Genomic DNA, 17,910 nt, shown 5'->3' with positions numbered 1-17,910 from the left:
CCTCCTGATCAGGCTCTGAACAACGCTTCATCGCAAGCAATTGTCAGAGCACACTCGTGTAACGAGCTGATCTGAAGCGAACATGGTTAGCATGTCAGTTCCAAAAATAGATAAAGTGCCGAAAACGATAGCGTCTGGCTCTGAATTGGTCAACCAGCTCAGCGCCGAGCGGCCCATGGCTGTCCTAGCCAGACGTAGCTTGGCCACGGTCATCTTGAACGGTCGCCTTCCTTTCCTGCCACGTGCCCGCGCAGAGGCGAACCCCGCCAGTGTCCGCTCGGAAATCAGCTCGCGCGGCGAATACCCTGCGCCCCAGGCGATCGAGCTTCACGGGCCATGTCTGGTGTGGCGATGCGGGATGGACATCGTAGTGCAAGCGAGGCGGCGTAGCTGGCCAGCAACGAGCAGCTCTCACCGTTCACCTCCCACAAAGGCTGCCGATGGGCTCGGTAAGCGGAATCGACTGGCGACAAAGATGAAATATGTGAAACGTTTCAGCAGTTTCTCGAGTCCGAGGTATATCGGCGTTTGTCTGGGCGTATGCTGGGCAACTTGCGAAGCAGTCGATACCAACTTCAAGACAGACAAGAGAGGATTCGATGACCTACACCGCTGCCGAAAACCGCTACGATTGCATCCCTTATCGCCGCGTGGGGCGTAGCGGGCTGGTGCTGCCGGCACTGTCTCTGGGCCTGTGGCACAACTTCGGCGACAGCACGCCGATCGACACTCAGCGTTCGTTGCTACGTACCGCGTTTGATCTTGGCATCAACCATTTCGACCTGGCCAACAACTACGGCCCGCCGTATGGCAGCGCCGAGATCAACTTCGGCCGTTTGCTGCGTGAAGACTTCAAGCAGTATCGCGACGAATTGATCATCTCGAGCAAGGCCGGTTGGGACATGTGGGCCGGCCCTTATGGTCAGGGCGGCGGTTCGCGCAAATACGTGCTGGCCAGCCTTGATCAGAGCCTGCAGCGACTGGGCCTGGACTACGTGGACATCTTCTATTCCCACCGCTTCGACCCGGACACGCCGCTGGAAGAAACCGCCAGTGCACTGGCAACCGCGGTGCAACAGGGCAAGGCGTTGTACATCGGTATCTCCTCGTACTCGGGGGTTAAAACCCGTGAAATGGCCGCGCTGCTCAAAGAGTGGAAAGTCCCGTTGCTGATTCACCAACCGGCTTACAACCTGCTCAATCGATGGGTGGAAAAAGACCTGCTGGATACGACGGACGAACTCGGTACGGGCGTGATTGCGTTTACGCCACTGGCTCAGGGGTTGTTGACCGACAAGTACCTCAATGGTGTGCCGGCGGACGCGCGGGTCAATCGTCCGGGAGGTGGTTCGCTGCAGGCGGCGCACCTGTCCGAAGCCAACATCGCTCATGTGCGTGCGCTGAATGAGATCGCCAAGCGTCGCGGTCAGAGCCTGGCGCAGCTGGCATTGGCGTGGACGCTACGCGATCCGCGGGTGACCTCGGCGCTGATCGGTGCGAGCCGGCCGGAGCAGATTATCGAGAACGTCGGGGCGTTGAAAAATTTGAGCTTTAGCGCAGAGGAACTGGCGGAGATTGACCGGTTTGCCCAAGAGGGCGGGGTCAATCTTTGGGAGAAGCCTTCGACGGCTGAATGACCTCTAACTGATCGTTCCCACTCGGTGGTGGGAACGGTCGGGACGAACGGGTTACCGAAAAAACGGCACATCCCCCAACACCGTCGCCCGCTGCATCACCCGCCGCGCCGGCCGGTAATCATCCACGGCGTAATGCTGTGTCACGCGGTTATCCCAAAACGCCACGTCGTCCTTCTGCCAACGCCAGCGAATGGTAAATTCCGGCCGTGTCGCGTGGGCAAACAGGAACTTCAGAATCACCTCGCTTTCGGTTTCCGACAGCTCATTGATCTTCGACGTGAAGCCTTCATTGACGAACAACGACCGGCGTCCGCTCACCGGATGAGTGCGAATCACCGGGTGTGACTGCGGCGGGTTTTTCCTGCGCGCTTCTTCCCACTGGGCCAAGGCTTGCGGCGTGTTGCCATAGCGCTCCAGCGGGAACGAACGAGTGAAATCGTGGGTGGCGGTCAGCCCTTCGAGCAAGGACTTTATCGGCGCGGACAGCGCTTCATACGCCGCGATACCGCTGGCCCACAACGTGTCGCCACCAAACTCCGGCAACAACTTGGCGCTGAGTACCGCGCCCATGGCCGGCGTCGGCAAGAAGGTCACGTCGGTGTGCCAGATCGCGTTGTCGCGCACGTCAGTGACGGCGGTGTCGAGGATCAGCACTTCTGGCTGTTCCGGCACATTCGGGTAAATCGGGTGAATGTGCAGGTCGCCGAAATTGGCGGCGAAACGAGCCTGTTGCTGCGGTGTGATCGGCTGATCGCGAAAGAACAACACTTGATGTTTGAGCAGCGCCTGCTCGATGGCGTCGCGCTGTTCCAGGTTCAGCGGTTGGCTGATGTCGACGCCGCTGATGTGTGCGCCGAGGGCGTAGCTTAAGGGGACGATGGTCAGGTTGCTCATGGTCTTTCTCTTCAATCCGGGGCGCCGGGCTTTTTGTGGGCGCGGGCTATTTAGTGAGCCTGGCCATGCCACGGCACCAGTTTGTGTTGCAAGGCGCGCAAGCCCATCTCCATGGCGAAGGCGATCAGCGCGATCACCAGAATCCCCAGCACCACCACATCGGTGACCAGGAACTGCGCGGCCGACTGCACCATGAAGCCCAAGCCACTGGTGGCGGCGATCAATTCGGCGGCGACCAGTGTCGACCAACCCACACCCAGGCCAATCCGCACACCGGTCAAGATGTCCGGCAGCGCACTCGGCAGAATCACATGGCGAATCAACTGCGCCCGAGTCGCGCCTAACGACTGCGCCGCGCGCAATTTGGCCGGGTCAACCGTGCGCACGCCGGTCGCCGTAGCGATGGCGATCGGGGCGAAGATTGCGAGGTAGATCAGCAAGACTTTCGACAGCTCACCGATGCCGCACCAGATCACGATCAGCGGCAAATAAGCCAGCGGCGGGATAGGGCGGTAGAACTCGATCAGCGGATCGAGAATGCCGCGGGCAATGCGGTTGTGGCCGATGGCGATTCCAACGGGCACGGCGGTCAGCACCGCGAAGCCCAGGCCCAGACCGATTCGGCTGAGGCTCGCGCCAAGGTGCTGCCATAACGTTGAATCCATGTAGCCGGTGGTCACCAGCAGCCAGCCTTTTTGTAGCACGGCGGAGGGTGGCGGCAGGAACAGCGGTTCGATCATTCCAGTGGCGGTGACGGCCCACCAAATGACCACGAGCGTGACGAGCGTCAGCAGACTGATCCAGCGAGTACTAAGGCTGCGACGAACAGGAATCACCGTCGAGTGCGGTTTGACCGTGACGGCCGGAATCTCATAGCTGCTCATACGGTCTCCTGCCGCTGGGCGGCGCGGCGTTGGGAGAACACTTTGGCGAGCACGTGTTCGCGGGTTTCGATAAAGCGCGGGTCGGATTTGATTGATCGAGCCGACTCCCCAGCGGCATAGCGCTGACCGAAATCCAGGCTCAGGCGTTCGACGATTTGCCCAGGATTCGGCGCCAGCAGAATCAGATCCGTGGCGAGAAACACCGCTTCTTCGATGTCGTGGGTAATCAGAAATACCGGTTTTGCGGTGCGCTGCCAGACTTGCAGCAGCAACTCCTGCATCTGTTCGCGGGTGAAGGCATCGAGGGCGCCAAAGGGTTCGTCCATCAGCAAAACGCGCGGATCAGCAGCGAGGGCTCGGGCCAGGCCGACTCGTTGCTTCTGGCCGCCCGAAAGCTGCCAGATTCGACGGTTTTCGAAGCCGGAAAGGTCCACCAAGGCGAGCATTTCCCGAGCGCGCAGTTCACGTTTTTCCCGCGCAATGCCGGCCAGTTCCAGACCGAAACCGACGTTGGCCAACACGTCCTGCCAGGGCAGCAGGGCATCGTCCTGGAACACCACGCCGCGTTCGGCGCTCGGGCCTTTGACCGGCACGCCATCGAGGGTGATGCGCCCGGCGCTAGGCTCGACGAAACCGGCAATCAGGTTCAACAGCGAGGTCTTGCCACTGCCGGACGGGCCGAGGGCGACCAGCAACTGCTGGTGCCCAAGACTCAGGGAAATCTCCGCCAGTACCGGTTCCGGGCTGCCTAGGTACTGTGCGCTGATGCGCTCCAGCTGAAGCAAAGCCATCGCGGTTAACTCCGATCAGTTGGTGATGTATTTGGCGCTGACATACGGGGCGTAATCCGGCAGCACGGCTTCAACCTTGCCTTGTTCTTGCAGGAACGTGGCGGTGTCGGTAATGGCCTTGGTGGTCGGTGCGCCGAGGGTGATGACCTGATCAGCCGCCAGCGGGAAGACGTTGCCTTGCAGCAGCAATGGAATGTCGCTGGCCTTGGCGCCGGAGAGTTTCACCAGTTTGTCGACATTGGATTGATTGGCGAGCCAGGCTTTTGGGTCTTTGCGGTACTCGGCGTAGGCATCCAGGGTCACTTTGGCGAACGCGGTGACGATTTCCGGGTGCTTCTCGGCGAAGTCTTTACGCACGATCCAGGCATCGAAGGTCGGCGCGCCGAACTTGGCCAGTTCACCGGAGGTGATCAGCACTTTGCCGTTTTCCTTGGCGACACCGAGGGCTGGGTCCCACACGTAAGTGGCGTCGATATCACCGCGTTTCCACGCGGCAATGATGGCTGGGGGGGCAAGGTTGAGGACGGTGACTTTCGACGGGTCGATGTTCCAGTGCTTCAGCGCGGCGAGCAGGCTGTAGTGGCCGGTGGAAACGAACGGCACGGCGATTTTCTTGCCAATCAGGTCCTGCGGGGTTTTGATCCCGGAACCATCGCGGGCAACCAGGGCTTCAGCGGCGCCGATCTGCGTGGCGATGAGAAAGGTTTCTACCGGGACTTTGCGGGTGATTGCTGCGGTCAGAGGGCTGGAACCGAGGTAACCGATCTGCACGTCGCCGGAAGCGATGGCGGCGATGATATCGGCGCCGTTGTCGAATTTGCGCCAGTCGATTTTGGCGTTAGTGGCTTTTTCGTACGCGCCGTCGGCCTGGGCGACTTTGGCCGGGTCTAGGGTGGTCTGGTAGGCGACGGTGACGTCAGCCGCTTGGGCAAAGAAACTCACCGCAGCCAGAGACGCGGCCGCCAGCAGGCGAAGGGGGAAAGTCAATTTCATTGAGAAGCTCCTTGTCAGGCGACTGAGAGTCGGCGTGAAAAGGAGACTAAATGATATAAGAATCCGAAAATAAATAACTTTTTCGAATGAGCTTATGAGCGGAATATTCTAAAGGATCAAAAAATCGCAACCCTGGCACCGTCCCGTAGGCGCTGCCGAAGGTTGCGATCTTTTGACAGGCGTTGCTTAGTTGCTGATTGCCAAAATACTCGCCTGATACGCCCCGACAAACACATCGAAATCGCCGACTTCATTCTGCTCCAGCTCAATCTGCTCGGCCAGCGACGAACGCGCCCGGTCTTCAAACTTGGCTTGATCATCGCCATTCAACGGCTCGCTGCGGAAAAACTCCGCATGAGCCTGGCTCTGACGCAGGGAGAACTGGCTGAAGCTCTCTTTGTGCTCAGCCATCGCCGCCAGCACTTGGGCCGAGGGTGTCAGCGATGGATCCCTGACCTTGGCCAGTTGCGCATCCAGTGCGTTGCTATGTGCATCGCCGCCATGACTCTGATCCAGCATCGCCGCCAGCGGGGCAATCTTCTCCAGCAACTCGCCGGCCCACTCTTTCAGGTCCACCGAATGACCGTCGCGTTGCAGTTGCAGGCCCGGACGGCGACCTTCCTTGACCACGCTGAGGAAGTTCGAGGTCGCGTTGCCACACGAGGTATTGGTCAGCAGCGGACTGTCGTTCAGCGCGCAATACAGCAGGAATGCGTCGAGGAACTGCGATTCCGGCAGGTCAATGCCCATTGGCAGGAACGGGTTGATGTCCAGGCAGCGCACTTCAACGTACTGAATGCCACGGGCCACCAGCGCCTGAATCGGCCGTTCACCGGTGTAGGTCACGCGTTTCGGGCGGATGTTGGAGTAATACTCGTTTTCGATTTGCAGGATGTTGGTGTTGAGCTGAACCCACTCACCGTCCTGATGCGTGCCGATTTCGACGTACGGCGCGTAAGGCGTTGCGACCGCTTTGCGCAGGCTGTCGGTGTAGCTGACCAGATCGTTGTAGCACGGCGTCAGACCGGCCTGGGCGTTGCTTTGGTAACCCAAGTCACTCATGCGCAGGCTGGTGGCGTATGGCAGGTACAAGGTGTCCGGGTCCAGCTGTTCCAACTGGTGCGAACGACCCCGCAGGAAACCGGCGTCCAGAGCAGGCGACGCACCGAACAGGTACATCAGCAGCCAGCTGTAGCGACGGAAGTTACGGATCAGTGCGATATAGGCCGACGACTGATAGTCGCGGTCCGTGCCGACAAACCCTTCAGCCTCCTTAAGCAACGGCCAGAGCTTTTCCGGTAGGGAAAAGTTGTAGTGAATCCCGGCGATGCACTGCATGGTCTTGCCGTAACGCAGGGCCAGGCCCTTGCGGTAGACGTACTTGAGCTGACCGATGTTGGAGGTGCCGTAATAGGCAATCGGGATGTCTTCCTCGGCCGGCAACGGGCACGGCATCGATGGACTCCACAGGTACTCGTTGCCAAGCTTGCTGTAGGCAAATCGGTGGATCTTGTCCAGGTTCGCCAGGGTATCCGCCGGGTGGGGCAGGGCGGGCGTGATGAACTCCAGCAGCGACTCGGAATAGTCGGTGGTGATTTGTTCGTTGGTCAGCGCGGAACCCAATGCTTCCGGGTGCGGCGTTTGCGCCAGGCGACCTTCGTCGGTCACGCGCAGGCATTCACGTTCGATGCCGTGAAGGCACTGTTCGAGCAGAGAGAGGTTAGCGCGCTCGCCGAGCAGAGCCAGGCGGCGGTTGAGAAGTTCGCTCAAGTTGGATTCCTTCACGCGTCAGTCGCCCCAATATGGGGGTGGGCAAGACGGTCTACAAGGGTGAAGTTAAAACTGGCGTTGTCGCCTGGTTTTGGATCGCCGCAATCCCATAGGAAACTCCGACGCTGCGGTCACAGCGCCGAAATTAACTCAAATTGATGGCATTCATCTATAGGACAGCGAAGGTGCCTTGTGCTTTTGCGACGAGTTTGTCGCCTTGCATCACGTCGGCTTCGACCACCAGTGTGCGCCGGCCCGGGTGAATCACCCGCGCCGTGCACATCACTTCACCGTCTGCGACGGCGCGAATGTAATTGATCTTGCACTCGATAGTCGCGCTCTGCTGGTCAAAGCCATGGGTGCTGGAACAGGCCAGCCCCATGGCAATGTCCACCAGGCTGAACAAGGCCCCGCCGTGCAGCTTGCCGCCGCGATTGCGCAGTTCTGGTGCAAGCCCGAGGGCAACGTGCGCCACCCCGGTCTCCAGACTGTGCAAGCGACACCCCAGCAACTTGAAAAAAGCGCTTTCGGTCAGCCCGGCCGGGATGTCCATCAGCGTTTCTTCAACGGCTTGGCGTTGGCGAACAGCGAAGCCATGGCGTTGTTGGCCGGGGCCGCTGCCGTGGTTTCTTTACGCGGGGCAGTGTTCTGGGATTGGCGCGAGGCCGAACCCGGACGCGCGCCACGGGCCCCGTCGATTTTCTCGCCCGGGGTGTCGCTCATACGCATCGACAGGCCAACGCGTTTGCGTGGGATGTCGATTTCCATGACTTTCACTTTCACCACGTCACCGGCCTTCACCGCTTCACGTGGATCCTTAATGAACTTCTCCGAAAGTGCGGATATATGCACCAAACCGTCCTGATGCACGCCGATGTCGACGAACGCGCCGAAGTTGGTCACGTTGGTCACCACGCCTTCGAGGATCATCCCCAGCTGCAGGTCCTTGAGGTCTTCGACGCCTTCCTGGAACTCGGCAGTCTTGAACTCGGGACGCGGGTCGCGACCCGGTTTTTCAAGTTCTTGCAGAATGTCGGTGACCGTTGGCAGACCGAAAGTTTCGTCGGTGTACTTTTTCGGATCAAGACGCTTGAGGAAGCTGGCGTCGCCGATCAGCGAGCGGATGTCGCGGTCGGTCTCAGCAGCGATGCGCTTGACCAGCGGATAGGCTTCCGGGTGAACCGCAGACGAATCCAGCGGGTTGTCGCCGTTCATCACGCGCAGGAAGCCAGCAGCCTGTTCGAAGGTTTTCTCACCCAAACGAGCGACTTTCTTCAGCGCAGCACGGGTTTTGAACGCGCCGTGTTCGTCGCGGTGGCTGACGATGTTTTGCGCCAGGGTCGCGTTGAGGCCGGAGATGCGGGCCAGCAGCGCCACGGAGGCGGTGTTCACGTCGACGCCCACGGCGTTTACGCAGTCTTCGACCACCGCGTCCAGGCCGCGCGCCAGTTTCAGCTGCGACACATCGTGCTGGTACTGGCCGACGCCGATGGATTTCGGGTCGATTTTTACCAGCTCAGCCAGTGGGTCCTGCAGGCGACGGGCAATCGACACCGCGCCACGGATCGACACGTCGAGGTCCGGGAATTCCTTGGACGCCAGCTCCGACGCCGAGTAAACCGAGGCGCCGGCCTCGGAGACCATAACTTTAGTCATCTTCATGGCTGGGTATTTTTTGATCAGCTCAGCGGCCAGCTTGTCGGTTTCGCGGCTGGCGGTGCCGTTGCCGATGGCGATCAGGTCGACTGCATGCTTGGCGCACAGGGCAGCCAGAATCGCGAGGGTCTGGTCCCATTTGTTGTGCGGCACGTGCGGGTAAACCGTGGCGTGATCCAGCAGTTTGCCGGTGGAATCGACCACGGCGACTTTGCAGCCGGTGCGCAGACCCGGGTCGAGGCCCAATGTGGCGCGCGGGCCAGCCGGTGCCGACAGCAGCAAGTCGTGCAGGTTGTGAGCGAACACGTTGATCGCTTCGGTTTCTGCGCCATCGCGCAGCTCGCCCAGCAGGTCGGTTTCGAGGTGGGTGTAGAGCTTGACCTTCCAGGTCCAGCGCACCACTTCGCCCAGCCATTTGTCAGCGGCGCGGTTCTGGTTCTGGATGCCGAATTGCTGGCCGATCATGCCTTCGCACGGGTGCATGGTGCCTGGCAGTTCGTCGCCGATTTTGAGCGCCGAACTCAGAATGCCTTCGTTGCGACCACGGAAAATCGCCAGCGCGCGGTGCGACGGCATGCTTTTCAGCGGTTCGTCGTGTTCGAAGTAGTCGCGGAACTTGGCGCCTTCCTCTTCCTTGCCGGCGATCACGCGGGCACTCAGAGTCGCTTCCTGCTTGAGGTAGCTGCGTAATTTGTCCAGCAGGCCGGCATCTTCGGCGAAGCGTTCCATCAGGATGTACTTGGCGCCGTCGAGGGCAGCCTTCACATCGGTGACGCCTTTTTCGGCATCGATGAAGCGTGCGGCTTCAGCGTCTGGCGTCAGGCTCGGGTCGTTGAACAGGCCGTCGGCCAGCTCGCCGAGGCCGGCTTCCAGGGCGATCTGGCCCTTGGTGCGGCGCTTCTGCTTGTACGGCAGGTACAAGTCTTCGAGGCGGGTTTTGGTGTCGGCGAGTTTAATGTCGCGTTCAAGTTGCGGGGTCAGCTTGCCTTGTTCCTGGATGCTGCCAAGGATGCTGATACGCCGTTCGTCGAGTTCTCGCAGGTAGCGCAGACGCTCTTCCAGATGACGCAACTGGATGTCATCGAGGCTGCCGGTCACTTCTTTCCGGTAGCGGGCGATGAAGGGCACTGTGGAGCCTTCATCGAGTAGCGCGACGGCCGCTTCGACCTGTTGTGGGCGTACGCCGAGCTCCTCGGCAATGCGGCTGTTGATGCTGTCCATAAAACCACCTGACAAATTGTGAAAGCAGGCTCGCAGGCGCAAAGATAAAGGCTCGGCGAGTCTGGTTGAGCGGCCTGGCCTGCGCCGCTACCTGGGTCAACAGGTATCCCGTTGACCCGTGAAATCGAACAATTACTGCTTGGGCCATGAAAATAAAAAACGGCCACCTACAGTAATGATTAGGCGTTGCCTGACACAAAAGGCCGCGCATTATAACCAGCGTTCTGTCATTCGGGGACATCGCAGGCTGTAGGCATAAAGGCCGGATTTCTGGCGATGAAGGAAAAATCTGCTAACAATGCACACGGTGCGTATAACGGCAGCTACGCCATAATGCGCGCCGAGATCAAAGGAGCATCTAATGAGCAGCACTGCAAACATTGCTGAAGGCGAAAAAATTCTTATTGTTGACGACGATCCAGGGCTGAGCAGCCTGCTGGAACGTTTTTTCGTCAGCAAGGGCTACCGCGCCCGCGCCGTACCGAACACGGAACAAATGGATCGCCTGCTGGCGCGTGAAGTGTTCAACCTGGTCGTCCTCGACCTGATGCTGCCCGGCGAAGACGGCTTGACCGCTTGCCGCCGCCTGCGCACCGCGAACAACCAGATTCCAATCATCATGCTGACCGCCAAGGGCGATGAGCTGAGCCGCATCAAGGGCCTGGAGCTGGGCGCCGACGATTACCTGGCCAAACCGTTCAACCCGGACGAGTTGATGGCTCGCGTCAAAGCGGTCCTGCGTCGCCAGTCGGCTCCGGTACCGGGCGCTCCGGGCAGCGAAGACGAAAGCGTGACCTTCGGTGACTACGAACTGTCCCTGGCGACCCGCGAACTCAAGCGCGGCGACGAAGTACACATGCTCACCACCGGTGAATTTGCGGTGCTCAAGGCGTTGGTCATGAACGCCCGCCAGCCACTGACTCGCGATAAGCTGATGAACCTGGCCCGTGGCCGCGAGTGGGACGCCTTGGAGCGTTCCATCGATGTGCAGATTTCCCGTCTGCGCCGGATGATCGAGCCCGACCCGTCCAAACCGCGTTATATCCAGACAGTCTGGGGCGTGGGTTACGTGTTCGTTCCGGATGGCGCCGCCACCAAGTGATCGGCGATTTGTAGGAGCGGGTCGTGCGGATGAGGTTATCCGCAGACTCGCGATCCGCAATATGCGAGCATCGCTCGCTCCTGCAAGTGTGTAGCGGTTACCCATGAAAACCCCCATTTGGTTCCCCCAGAGTTTCTTCTCCCGCACCCTTTGGCTGGTGCTTATCGTCGTCCTGTTCTCCAAGGCGCTGACCCTGGTTTATCTGTTGATGAACGAAGACGTACTGGTGGACCGCCAATACAGCCATGGCGTCGCCCTGACGCTACGTGCTTATTGGGCGGCCGATGAAGAAAACCGTACGAAGATTGCCGATTCCGCGACCCTGATCCGGGTAGTGGGTGCGGGCGTGCCAGAAGGTGAGCAACACTGGCCTTACAGCGAGATCTATCAGCGGCAGATGCAGGCGGAGCTGGGTGCCGACACCGAAGTCCGATTACGCATGCACTCGCCGCCGGCCCTTTGGGTTCGGGCGCCAAGCCTGGGTGATGGCTGGATGAAAGTGCCGCTTTACCCGCATCCATTGCGCGGCCAGAAAATCTGGAACGTACTCGGCTGGTTCCTCGCTATCGGTCTGCTGTCCACTGCCTCGGCGTGGATCTTCGTCAGCCAGCTCAATCAACCATTAAAACGTCTGGTCTATGCCGCGAGGCAACTCGGCCAGGGCCGCAGTGTTCGTCTGCCGATCAGCGACACGCCGAGTGAAATGACCGAGGTTTACCGCGCCTTCAACCAGATGGCGGAAGACGTCGAACAGGCCGGGCGCGAGCGCGAACTGATGCTTGCCGGGGTGTCGCACGACTTGCGCACTCCACTGACCCGGTTACGGCTATCTCTGGAGCTCATGGGCGACCACAGCGACCTGACGGACGACATGATCCGTGACATCGAAGACATGGACGCGATTCTCGACCAGTTCCTGGCGTTCATTCGCGATGGTCGCGACGAGTCGGTGGAAGAGGTGGACCTGAGCGATCTGGTGCGCGAAGTCGCGGCGCCGTACAACCAGAACGAAGAGAAAGTGCGCCTGCGCCTGGAGCCGATTCAGGCGTTTCCGTTGCGTCGTGTGTCGATGAAACGGCTGCTGAATAACCTGATTGGCAACGCCTTGCATCACGCGGGCAGCGGGGTTGAGGTGGCGGCTTATGTGTCCGGGGACACCAACGCGCCGTATGTGGTGCTGAGTGTTTTGGACCGTGGGGCGGGGATTGATCCTTCGGAGCTGGAGGCGATCTTCAATCCGTTTACTCGGGGTGACCGCGCCCGTGGCGGGAAGGGGACCGGGTTGGGCTTGGCGATCGTGAAGCGGATTGCTTCGATGCATGGGGGGAATGTTGAGCTGCGCAATCGATCCGGTGGCGGGCTGGAAGCGCGAGTGCGATTGCCGCTTGGGTTGATGTTGCCACGGGATGCCGTCTAACCCGATCGTTCCCACGCAGAGCATGGGAACGATCAGTGTGTTAACCCTTGCCTTTGGTGCGCGTCATATTCGGCCCACCATTCTTCTCCAGGTGCTCAATGATGATCCCCGCCACGTTCTTGCTGGTGGTGGTTTCAATCCCTTCCAGCCCCGGCGATGAGTTCACTTCCATCACCAGTGGCCCGTGATTGGAGCGCAGGATGTCCACACCCGCTACCGCCAACCCCATGACCTTTGCCGCGCGCAACGCCGTCATACGTTCTTCCGGTGTGATCTTGATCAGGCTGGCACTGCCGCCGCGATGCAGGTTGGAGCGAAACTCCCCCGGCTTGGCCTGGCGTTTCATCGCCGCGATCACTTTGTCGCCCACCACGAAGCAGCGAATGTCCGCGCCGCCGGCTTCCTTGATGTATTCCTGAACCATGATGTTTTGCTTGAGGCCCATGAACGCCTCGATCACCGACTCAGCCGCCGTCGCCGTTTCACACAGCACCACGCCGATGCCTTGAGTGCCTTCCAGCACCTTGATCACCAGCGGTGCACCGTTGACCATCTCGATCAAATCGGGAATGTCATCCGGGGAGTGCGCAAAACCGGTGACTGGCAAACCGATTCCTCGGCGCGACAGCAATTGCAGCGAGCGTAGCTTGTCCCGCGAGCGTGCGATGGCCACTGATTCATTGAGTGGGAAAACGCCCATCATTTCGAACTGACGCAACACCGCGCAGCCATAAAACGTCACCGATGCGCCGATCCGCGGGATCACCGCATCAAAACCCTCCAGCGGCTTGCCACGGTAGTGGATCTGCGGCTTGTGGCTGGCGATGTTCATGTAGGCGCGCAGGGTGTCGATCACCACCATTTCATGGCCACGCTCGGTACCGGCTTCGACCAGACGACGAGTGGAATACAGACGCGGGTTCCGCGACAGCACAGCGATCTTCATGCAACACCTGTGGGGGAGGTAGATACCGGGAACACCGGCTTGTCTTGTACGTACTTAATGCCCGGATTGACCACCAGTTGGCCGTCGATCAAGGCTTTGGAACCGAGTAGCAGGCGATAACGCATGGACTTGCGGCAGGCGAGCGTGAATTCGACTCGCCAGACCCGATCACCGAGGGCCAGGGTGGTGCTGACCACGTAACGCATCTGCGCGTGGCCGTTGGAGCTTTTGATGGTTTTCATCGTCACCAGCGGCGCCTCGCAGCGCCGGTGACGCAGTTGCACCACCGTGCCCAAGTGAGCAGTAAAGCGCACCCACTGCTCCCCGTCGCGCTCGAACGGTTCGATATCGGTGGCATGCAGGCTGGAGGTGCTGGCGCCGGTGTCGATTTTTGCGCGCAGGCCCGCGACTCCCAAACCGGGGAGCGCCACCCACTCGCGCAGACCGACAACGGTCAAATGGTCAAATGTCTTCAATAGGAATAAACCAGCGATTAATACGTCCAGGCCTCAGGCGGTACCTGAGCCAACGCTTTGAATGCAGGTTTGGCGAACCAGTAACCTTGCATCAGAAAAATTCCACAGTCCGCCAGGAAGTCCCGTTCTCCGGCGCTTTCGATCCCTTCGGCAATGACTGTAACGTTCAGCTCCGCACAGATTGTGACAATCCCTCGAACGATAGCCTGACGAACACGATCACGATCGACATCGCGGATCAGTGCCATGTCGAGTTTGATCAGGTCCGGTTGGAAATCAGCCAGCAGATTGAGCCCCGAGTAGCCAGCGCCGAAATCGTCAATGGCGGTCTTGAAGCCGAATTCGCGGTATTCACGCAGAATATTGGTCAAATGGCGATAGTTATCTACGTGCTGGCTTTCCAGGGTTTCGAAAATCAACCGGTCGATGGGGAAGTTGTGTTTTTTCGCTGCTTCCAGCGTGCTGCGAATACACAGTTCCGGGCGGTATACGGCGTTGGGCATGAAGTTGATCGACAGGAGTGTCTGCATCCCTAGATTCGCCGCCCCTTCAATGGCTCGCGTCCGGCAGAGCTGGTCGAAACGGTAGCGGTTGTCCTCGGTGATCTGATTGAGCACCGACAGTGCACCTTCACCGGCCAGGCCGCGTACCAACGCTTCGTGGGCGAAAATCGACTGGTCTCGCAAATCAACGATCGGTTGGTAGGCGAAGGCAAAATCGAAGCCCAGTGGCTCGCTTTGCTGACAACCCTGGCACCCGCCCTGAGACGAGGTCAATGAAGACGGAAATGTAGTCACTCGGTCACTCCATGCCGGTGATCCGGCCAAGATCGCATTCTAGCTGGAGGGCCGAGTTATTGCGCCCGACAGAAACGGTAGTACAGTTCCGACTATTGGCTGAGAGAGGAATTCAAGTGGCACAAAAACAGGAAGAGGACGACAAGGTCCGTCTCGATAAATGGTTGTGGGCCGCGCGTTTTTATAAAACACGAGCCTTGGCCAAGGGGGCGATTGAAAGCGGCAAGGTGCATTGCCGGGGTGAGCGCTGCAAACCGGGCAAGGAACCGAGGATCGGCGACGAGTTTCAGATTCGCGTAGGGCTCGAGGAGCGCACGGTGGTGGTTCAGGCGCTGTCGATCGTACGCCGTGGCGCGCCAGAGGCTCAGGCGCTCTACGCCGAAACCGACGCCAGTATCGCCAAGCGCGAAGCGACTGCTGCCATGCGTAAGGCTGGTTCGCTGGGTGTGAGCACCGATGGCAAGCCAAGCAAGAAGCAGCGACGGGATTTGTTCAAGTTTCGTGGCAGCAGCAACGACGAGTGAGTCAGTGGCGTCTGTGTTGTCTGTGAAGCAGCCTTCGCGAGCTACGCTTGGAACAAACCCGGATTGTTCATAAAATGCCCCTCACGGCTGAATATCGCGCACCAAAAGGGTGCGGTAGAGGCGCAATTTCTCGCTGTTTGAAATCATTTTGTCATTACTTCAGATACCCAGACCTATGACCGATTTACCGGATACCGACTACACCCAGCGCTTCATCTTCGATGACAGCGACACCCGCGGCGAGCTGGTTGCGTTGGAGCGTAGCTACGCCGAAGTCCTCGCTAAACACCCGTACCCGGAGCCGGTTGCACAACTGCTTGGCGAGCTGATGGCGGCGGCGGCGTTGTTGGTTGGCACCTTGAAGTTCGATGGCTTGCTGATTCTCCAGGCCCGCTCCGAAGGTCCGATCCCGCTGCTGATGATCGAGTGCTCCAGCGAGCGCGAAATCCGTGGCCTGGCCCGGTACGAAGCCGACCAGATCGCCCCCGACGCGACCCTCGCCGACCTGATGCCCAACGGCGTATTGGCGTTGACCGTCGACCCGACCCAAGGCCAGCGTTACCAGGGCATCGTCGACCTCGATGGCGAGACCCTGTCGGAGTGCCTCACTAATTACTTCGTGATGTCCCAACAAGTCGGTACGCGTTTCTGGTTGTACGCCGATGGTCGTCGCGCCCGTGGCCTGTTGCTGCAGCAACTGCCGGCTGATCGTTTGAAAGACGAAGAAGAGCGCGCCGCCAGCTGGCAGCACATTACCGCGCTGGGCAGCACCCTGACTGCTGATGAATTGCTGAGCCTGGACAACGAAACCGTCCTCCATCGCCTCTACCACGAAGAGCAGGTTCGTCTTTTCGATGTGCAGAAACTACGCTTCCGTTGCAGCTGCTCGCGCGAACGTTCTGCCAATGCGCTGGTTAGTTTGGGTCTGGAAGATGCCCAGTCGCTCGTGATCGAACATGGCGGCAACATTGAAATTGATTGCCAGTTTTGCAACGAGCGCTACCTGTTCGACGCCGCCGATATTGCTCAATTATTCGCCGGCGCGGGTGTCGATACGCCGTCAGATACCCGTCACTAAAACGGTTCAGCGCAGGTGAATTCACTGGTTAGTGCCGCAATAGCGCCGTTCTGACGGGAGGGCCCTACTATTTTTGGGCTTTTCTGGCATAATCCGGCCCACTTTTTGTCGCGGTAGTAGTGCACGACTTTCTACTACAAAACGTTTGGAGCACACTCGGCCAATGGCCGACGGGGAACCTCATGACGCAAGCCAATAACGCCGTGTACACCGATCTGAGTGTTGATGATCTGGTTAAAGAAGCCCTCAATCGCGGTGAAGGCGAGCTTGCCGATACCGGCGCGCTGGTTGTTCGCACCGGTCACCGCACCGGCCGCTCACCGGTCGATCGTTTCATCGTTGAAGAGCCGACCACCCAAGCCGCCATCGCCTGGGGCCCAATCAACCGCAAGTTCCCGGCCGATAAGTTCGATGCCTTGTGGGCTCGCGTTGAGGCGTTCAACAACGCGCAAGAGCATTTCGTTTCCCACGTGCATGTAGGTGCGTCCGAAGACCACTACCTGGCCGTGAAGATGACCACCCAGACTGCCTGGCAAAACCTGTTTGGCCGTTGCCTGTTCATCAACCCGCAAAAGTACAACCCGGCTGGCCGTGATGAGTGGCAAGTGCTCAACGTTGCTAACTTCGAGTGCGTGCCAGAGCGTGACGGCACCAACTCCGACGGTTGCGTGATCCTCAACTTCGCTCAGAAGAAAGTGCTGATCGCCGGCATGCGTTACGCCGGTGAAATGAAGAAAGCCATGTTCTCGGTGCAGAACTTCCTGCTGCCGGCTGCGGACGTGCTGCCAATGCACTGCGCCGCCAACATCGGCGAAGCGGGCGACGTGACCCTGTTCTTCGGTCTGTCCGGCACCGGCAAAACCACCCTGTCAGCCGATGAAAGCCGTTACCTGATCGGTGACGACGAGCACGGCTGGGGTGAAGGCGTTGTCTTCAACATCGAAGGCGGCTGCTACGCCAAGTGCATCGACCTGTCCGAGAAGAACGAGCCGGTCATCTGGAAAGCCATCAAGCACGGCGCGGTCCTGGAAAACGTCGTTATCGATGACGCCAAGCACGCCGATTACGCTGATGTCAGCCTGACCCAGAACAGCCGCGCCGCCTACCCGCTGGAGCATGTTGCCAAGCGTTCCGAGAAAAACCTCGGTGGCGAGCCAAACGCTGTGATCTTCCTGACCTGCGACCTGACCGGCGTGCTGCCGCCCGTGTCGATCCTCAGCGAAGAACAAGCGGCCTACCACTTCCTGTCCGGCTACACCGCACTGGTGGGCTCGACCGAAATGGGTTCCGGCAGCGGCATCAAGTCGACTTTCTCCACCTGCTTCGGCGCACCGTTCTTCCCGCGTCCGGCTGGCGAATACGCAGAACTGCTGATCAAGCGCATCCGCGGCTTCGGCTCCAAGGTCTACCTGGTCAACACCGGCTGGACCGGCGGTGGCTACGGCGTCGGCAAACGCTTCAACATCCCGACCACTCGCGGCGTAATCGCAGCGATCCAGAGCGGCGCGTTGATCGGTGCTGAAACCGAACACCTCGACACCATCAACCTCGACGTGCCACTGGCCGTACCGGGCGTTGAAACTGGCCTGTTGAACCCACGTAACACCTGGGCTGACAAGGCTGCTTACGATGAAGCGGCTAAAGCACTGGCTGGGTTGTTTGTTGAGAACTTCAAGAAGTTTGAAGTGAGCGACGCGATCAAGGCTGCTGGGCCTAAGCTGTAA

General features: G+C 59.6%; 16 protein-coding genes. 6 read left to right on the top strand and 10 right to left on the bottom strand.

Annotated features, from left to right (window positions below; translation table 11 throughout):
• The first annotated feature begins 599 nt into the window (after positions 1-599).
• Positions 600-1,637: an L-glyceraldehyde 3-phosphate reductase gene (mgrA, locus tag ACXPVS_RS19190; RefSeq protein WP_458511340.1), complete on the top strand. Its 1,038-nt coding sequence runs from the start codon at positions 600-602 to the stop codon at positions 1,635-1,637.
• Positions 1,638-1,688: 51 nt separating this feature from the next.
• Here the strand turns inward: mgrA and tauD are convergent, their stop codons facing one another.
• The 7 genes from tauD to ACXPVS_RS19155 form a co-directional block, all read right to left on the bottom strand.
• Complete coding sequence (tauD, locus tag ACXPVS_RS19185) at positions 1,689-2,531, bottom strand: taurine dioxygenase (RefSeq protein ID WP_458511339.1); 843 nt, start codon at positions 2,529-2,531, stop codon at positions 1,689-1,691.
• Positions 2,532-2,581: 50 nt separating this feature from the next.
• Positions 2,582-3,415, bottom strand: a complete 834-nt coding sequence (gene tauC, locus ACXPVS_RS19180) for a taurine ABC transporter permease TauC (RefSeq protein WP_458511338.1) — start codon at positions 3,413-3,415, stop codon at positions 2,582-2,584.
• Positions 3,412-4,206: a taurine ABC transporter ATP-binding subunit gene (gene tauB / locus ACXPVS_RS19175; RefSeq protein ID WP_458511337.1), complete on the bottom strand. Its 795-nt coding sequence runs from the start codon at positions 4,204-4,206 to the stop codon at positions 3,412-3,414. The genes tauC and tauB overlap by 4 nt, the downstream gene beginning before the upstream one ends.
• Before the next feature lie 15 nt (positions 4,207-4,221).
• On the bottom strand, positions 4,222-5,199 hold the full coding sequence (gene tauA, locus ACXPVS_RS19170) for a taurine ABC transporter substrate-binding protein (RefSeq protein WP_458511336.1): 978 nt from the start codon (positions 5,197-5,199) through the stop codon (positions 4,222-4,224).
• A 186-nt stretch (positions 5,200-5,385) separates the two neighbouring features.
• Entirely contained in the window at positions 5,386-6,969 is a 1,584-nt protein-coding gene (gene gshA, locus ACXPVS_RS19165; RefSeq protein ID WP_458511335.1) for a glutamate--cysteine ligase, read from the bottom strand.
• 169 nt (positions 6,970-7,138) lie between these two features.
• On the bottom strand, positions 7,139-7,522 hold the full coding sequence (locus ACXPVS_RS19160; protein WP_458511334.1) for a PaaI family thioesterase: 384 nt from the start codon (positions 7,520-7,522) through the stop codon (positions 7,139-7,141).
• A complete protein-coding gene (locus tag ACXPVS_RS19155; RefSeq protein WP_458511333.1) occupies positions 7,522-9,846 on the bottom strand; it encodes a Tex family protein in 2,325 nt (774 codons plus the stop codon). The genes ACXPVS_RS19160 and ACXPVS_RS19155 overlap by 1 nt, the downstream gene beginning before the upstream one ends.
• A 361-nt stretch (positions 9,847-10,207) precedes the next feature.
• Between ACXPVS_RS19155 and ompR the strand changes: the two genes are divergently transcribed.
• Together ompR and ACXPVS_RS19145 are read left to right on the top strand one after the other, a co-directional pair.
• Positions 10,208-10,948, top strand: coding sequence for an osmolarity response regulator transcription factor OmpR (gene ompR, locus ACXPVS_RS19150; RefSeq protein WP_008149284.1), 741 nt, complete (start codon positions 10,208-10,210; stop codon positions 10,946-10,948).
• A 103-nt stretch (positions 10,949-11,051) separates the two neighbouring features.
• Positions 11,052-12,365, top strand: a complete 1,314-nt coding sequence (locus tag ACXPVS_RS19145; protein WP_458511332.1) for an ATP-binding protein — start codon at positions 11,052-11,054, stop codon at positions 12,363-12,365.
• A gap of 40 nt (positions 12,366-12,405) precedes the next feature.
• Here the strand turns inward: ACXPVS_RS19145 and rimK are convergent, their stop codons facing one another.
• The 3 genes from rimK to rimA are packed head-to-tail and all read right to left on the bottom strand — an operon-like array spanning position 12,406 to position 14,584.
• Positions 12,406-13,311, bottom strand: coding sequence for a 30S ribosomal protein S6--L-glutamate ligase (gene rimK / locus ACXPVS_RS19140; protein WP_008149287.1), 906 nt, complete (start codon positions 13,309-13,311; stop codon positions 12,406-12,408).
• Positions 13,308-13,787 carry a retropepsin-like aspartic endopeptidase RimB gene (rimB, locus tag ACXPVS_RS19135; RefSeq protein ID WP_458511331.1) on the bottom strand — a complete coding sequence of 160 codons (480 nt, stop codon included), beginning with the start codon at positions 13,785-13,787 and terminating at the stop codon, positions 13,308-13,310. The genes rimK and rimB overlap by 4 nt, the downstream gene beginning before the upstream one ends.
• 17 nt (positions 13,788-13,804) lie before the next feature.
• Positions 13,805-14,584, bottom strand: coding sequence for a S6 modification regulatory phosphodiesterase RimA (gene rimA, locus ACXPVS_RS19130; protein ID WP_458511330.1), 780 nt, complete (start codon positions 14,582-14,584; stop codon positions 13,805-13,807).
• A 116-nt stretch (positions 14,585-14,700) separates the two neighbouring features.
• Between rimA and ACXPVS_RS19125 the strand changes: the two genes are divergently transcribed.
• The 3 genes from ACXPVS_RS19125 to ACXPVS_RS19115 all read left to right on the top strand — a co-directional run bounded on the left by ACXPVS_RS19125 (position 14,701) and on the right by ACXPVS_RS19115 (position 17,910).
• Positions 14,701-15,108, top strand: a complete 408-nt coding sequence (locus ACXPVS_RS19125) for an RNA-binding S4 domain-containing protein (RefSeq protein WP_458511329.1) — start codon at positions 14,701-14,703, stop codon at positions 15,106-15,108.
• A 175-nt stretch (positions 15,109-15,283) separates the two neighbouring features.
• Positions 15,284-16,186 carry an Hsp33 family molecular chaperone HslO gene (gene hslO, locus ACXPVS_RS19120; protein WP_458511328.1) on the top strand — a complete coding sequence of 301 codons (903 nt, stop codon included), beginning with the start codon at positions 15,284-15,286 and terminating at the stop codon, positions 16,184-16,186.
• A gap of 182 nt (positions 16,187-16,368) precedes the next feature.
• On the top strand, positions 16,369-17,910 hold the full coding sequence (locus ACXPVS_RS19115) for a phosphoenolpyruvate carboxykinase (protein ID WP_458511327.1): 1,542 nt from the start codon (positions 16,369-16,371) through the stop codon (positions 17,908-17,910).

The sequence above is a fragment of the Pseudomonas sp. Ma2-10 genome (assembly GCF_054330215.1).
The sequence above is the reverse complement of the archived record's forward strand: the minus strand, read 5'-3'. Positions and strand labels throughout refer to the sequence as shown.

What these genes read in the sequence shown, in the direction of transcription:
- mgrA (WP_458511340.1), top strand. Translation starts at nt 600, where the DNA reads ATGACCTACACCGCTGCCGAAAACCGCTACGATTGCATCCCTTATCGC.
- tauD (WP_458511339.1), bottom strand. Translation starts at nt 2,531, where the DNA reads ATGAGCAACCTGACCATCGTCCCCTTAAGCTACGCCCTCGGCGCACAC.
- tauC (WP_458511338.1), bottom strand. Translation starts at nt 3,415, where the DNA reads ATGAGCAGCTATGAGATTCCGGCCGTCACGGTCAAACCGCACTCGACG.
- tauB (WP_458511337.1), bottom strand. Translation starts at nt 4,206, where the DNA reads ATGGCTTTGCTTCAGCTGGAGCGCATCAGCGCACAGTACCTAGGCAGC.
- tauA (WP_458511336.1), bottom strand. Translation starts at nt 5,199, where the DNA reads ATGAAATTGACTTTCCCCCTTCGCCTGCTGGCGGCCGCGTCTCTGGCT.
- ACXPVS_RS19160 (WP_458511334.1), bottom strand. Translation starts at nt 7,522, where the DNA reads ATGGACATCCCGGCCGGGCTGACCGAAAGCGCTTTTTTCAAGTTGCTG.
- ACXPVS_RS19155 (WP_458511333.1), bottom strand. Translation starts at nt 9,846, where the DNA reads ATGGACAGCATCAACAGCCGCATTGCCGAGGAGCTCGGCGTACGCCCA.
- ompR (WP_008149284.1), top strand. Translation starts at nt 10,208, where the DNA reads ATGAGCAGCACTGCAAACATTGCTGAAGGCGAAAAAATTCTTATTGTT.
- ACXPVS_RS19145 (WP_458511332.1), top strand. Translation starts at nt 11,052, where the DNA reads ATGAAAACCCCCATTTGGTTCCCCCAGAGTTTCTTCTCCCGCACCCTT.
- rimK (WP_008149287.1), bottom strand. Translation starts at nt 13,311, where the DNA reads ATGAAGATCGCTGTGCTGTCGCGGAACCCGCGTCTGTATTCCACTCGT.
- hslO (WP_458511328.1), top strand. Translation starts at nt 15,284, where the DNA reads ATGACCGATTTACCGGATACCGACTACACCCAGCGCTTCATCTTCGAT.
- ACXPVS_RS19115 (WP_458511327.1), top strand. Translation starts at nt 16,369, where the DNA reads ATGACGCAAGCCAATAACGCCGTGTACACCGATCTGAGTGTTGATGAT.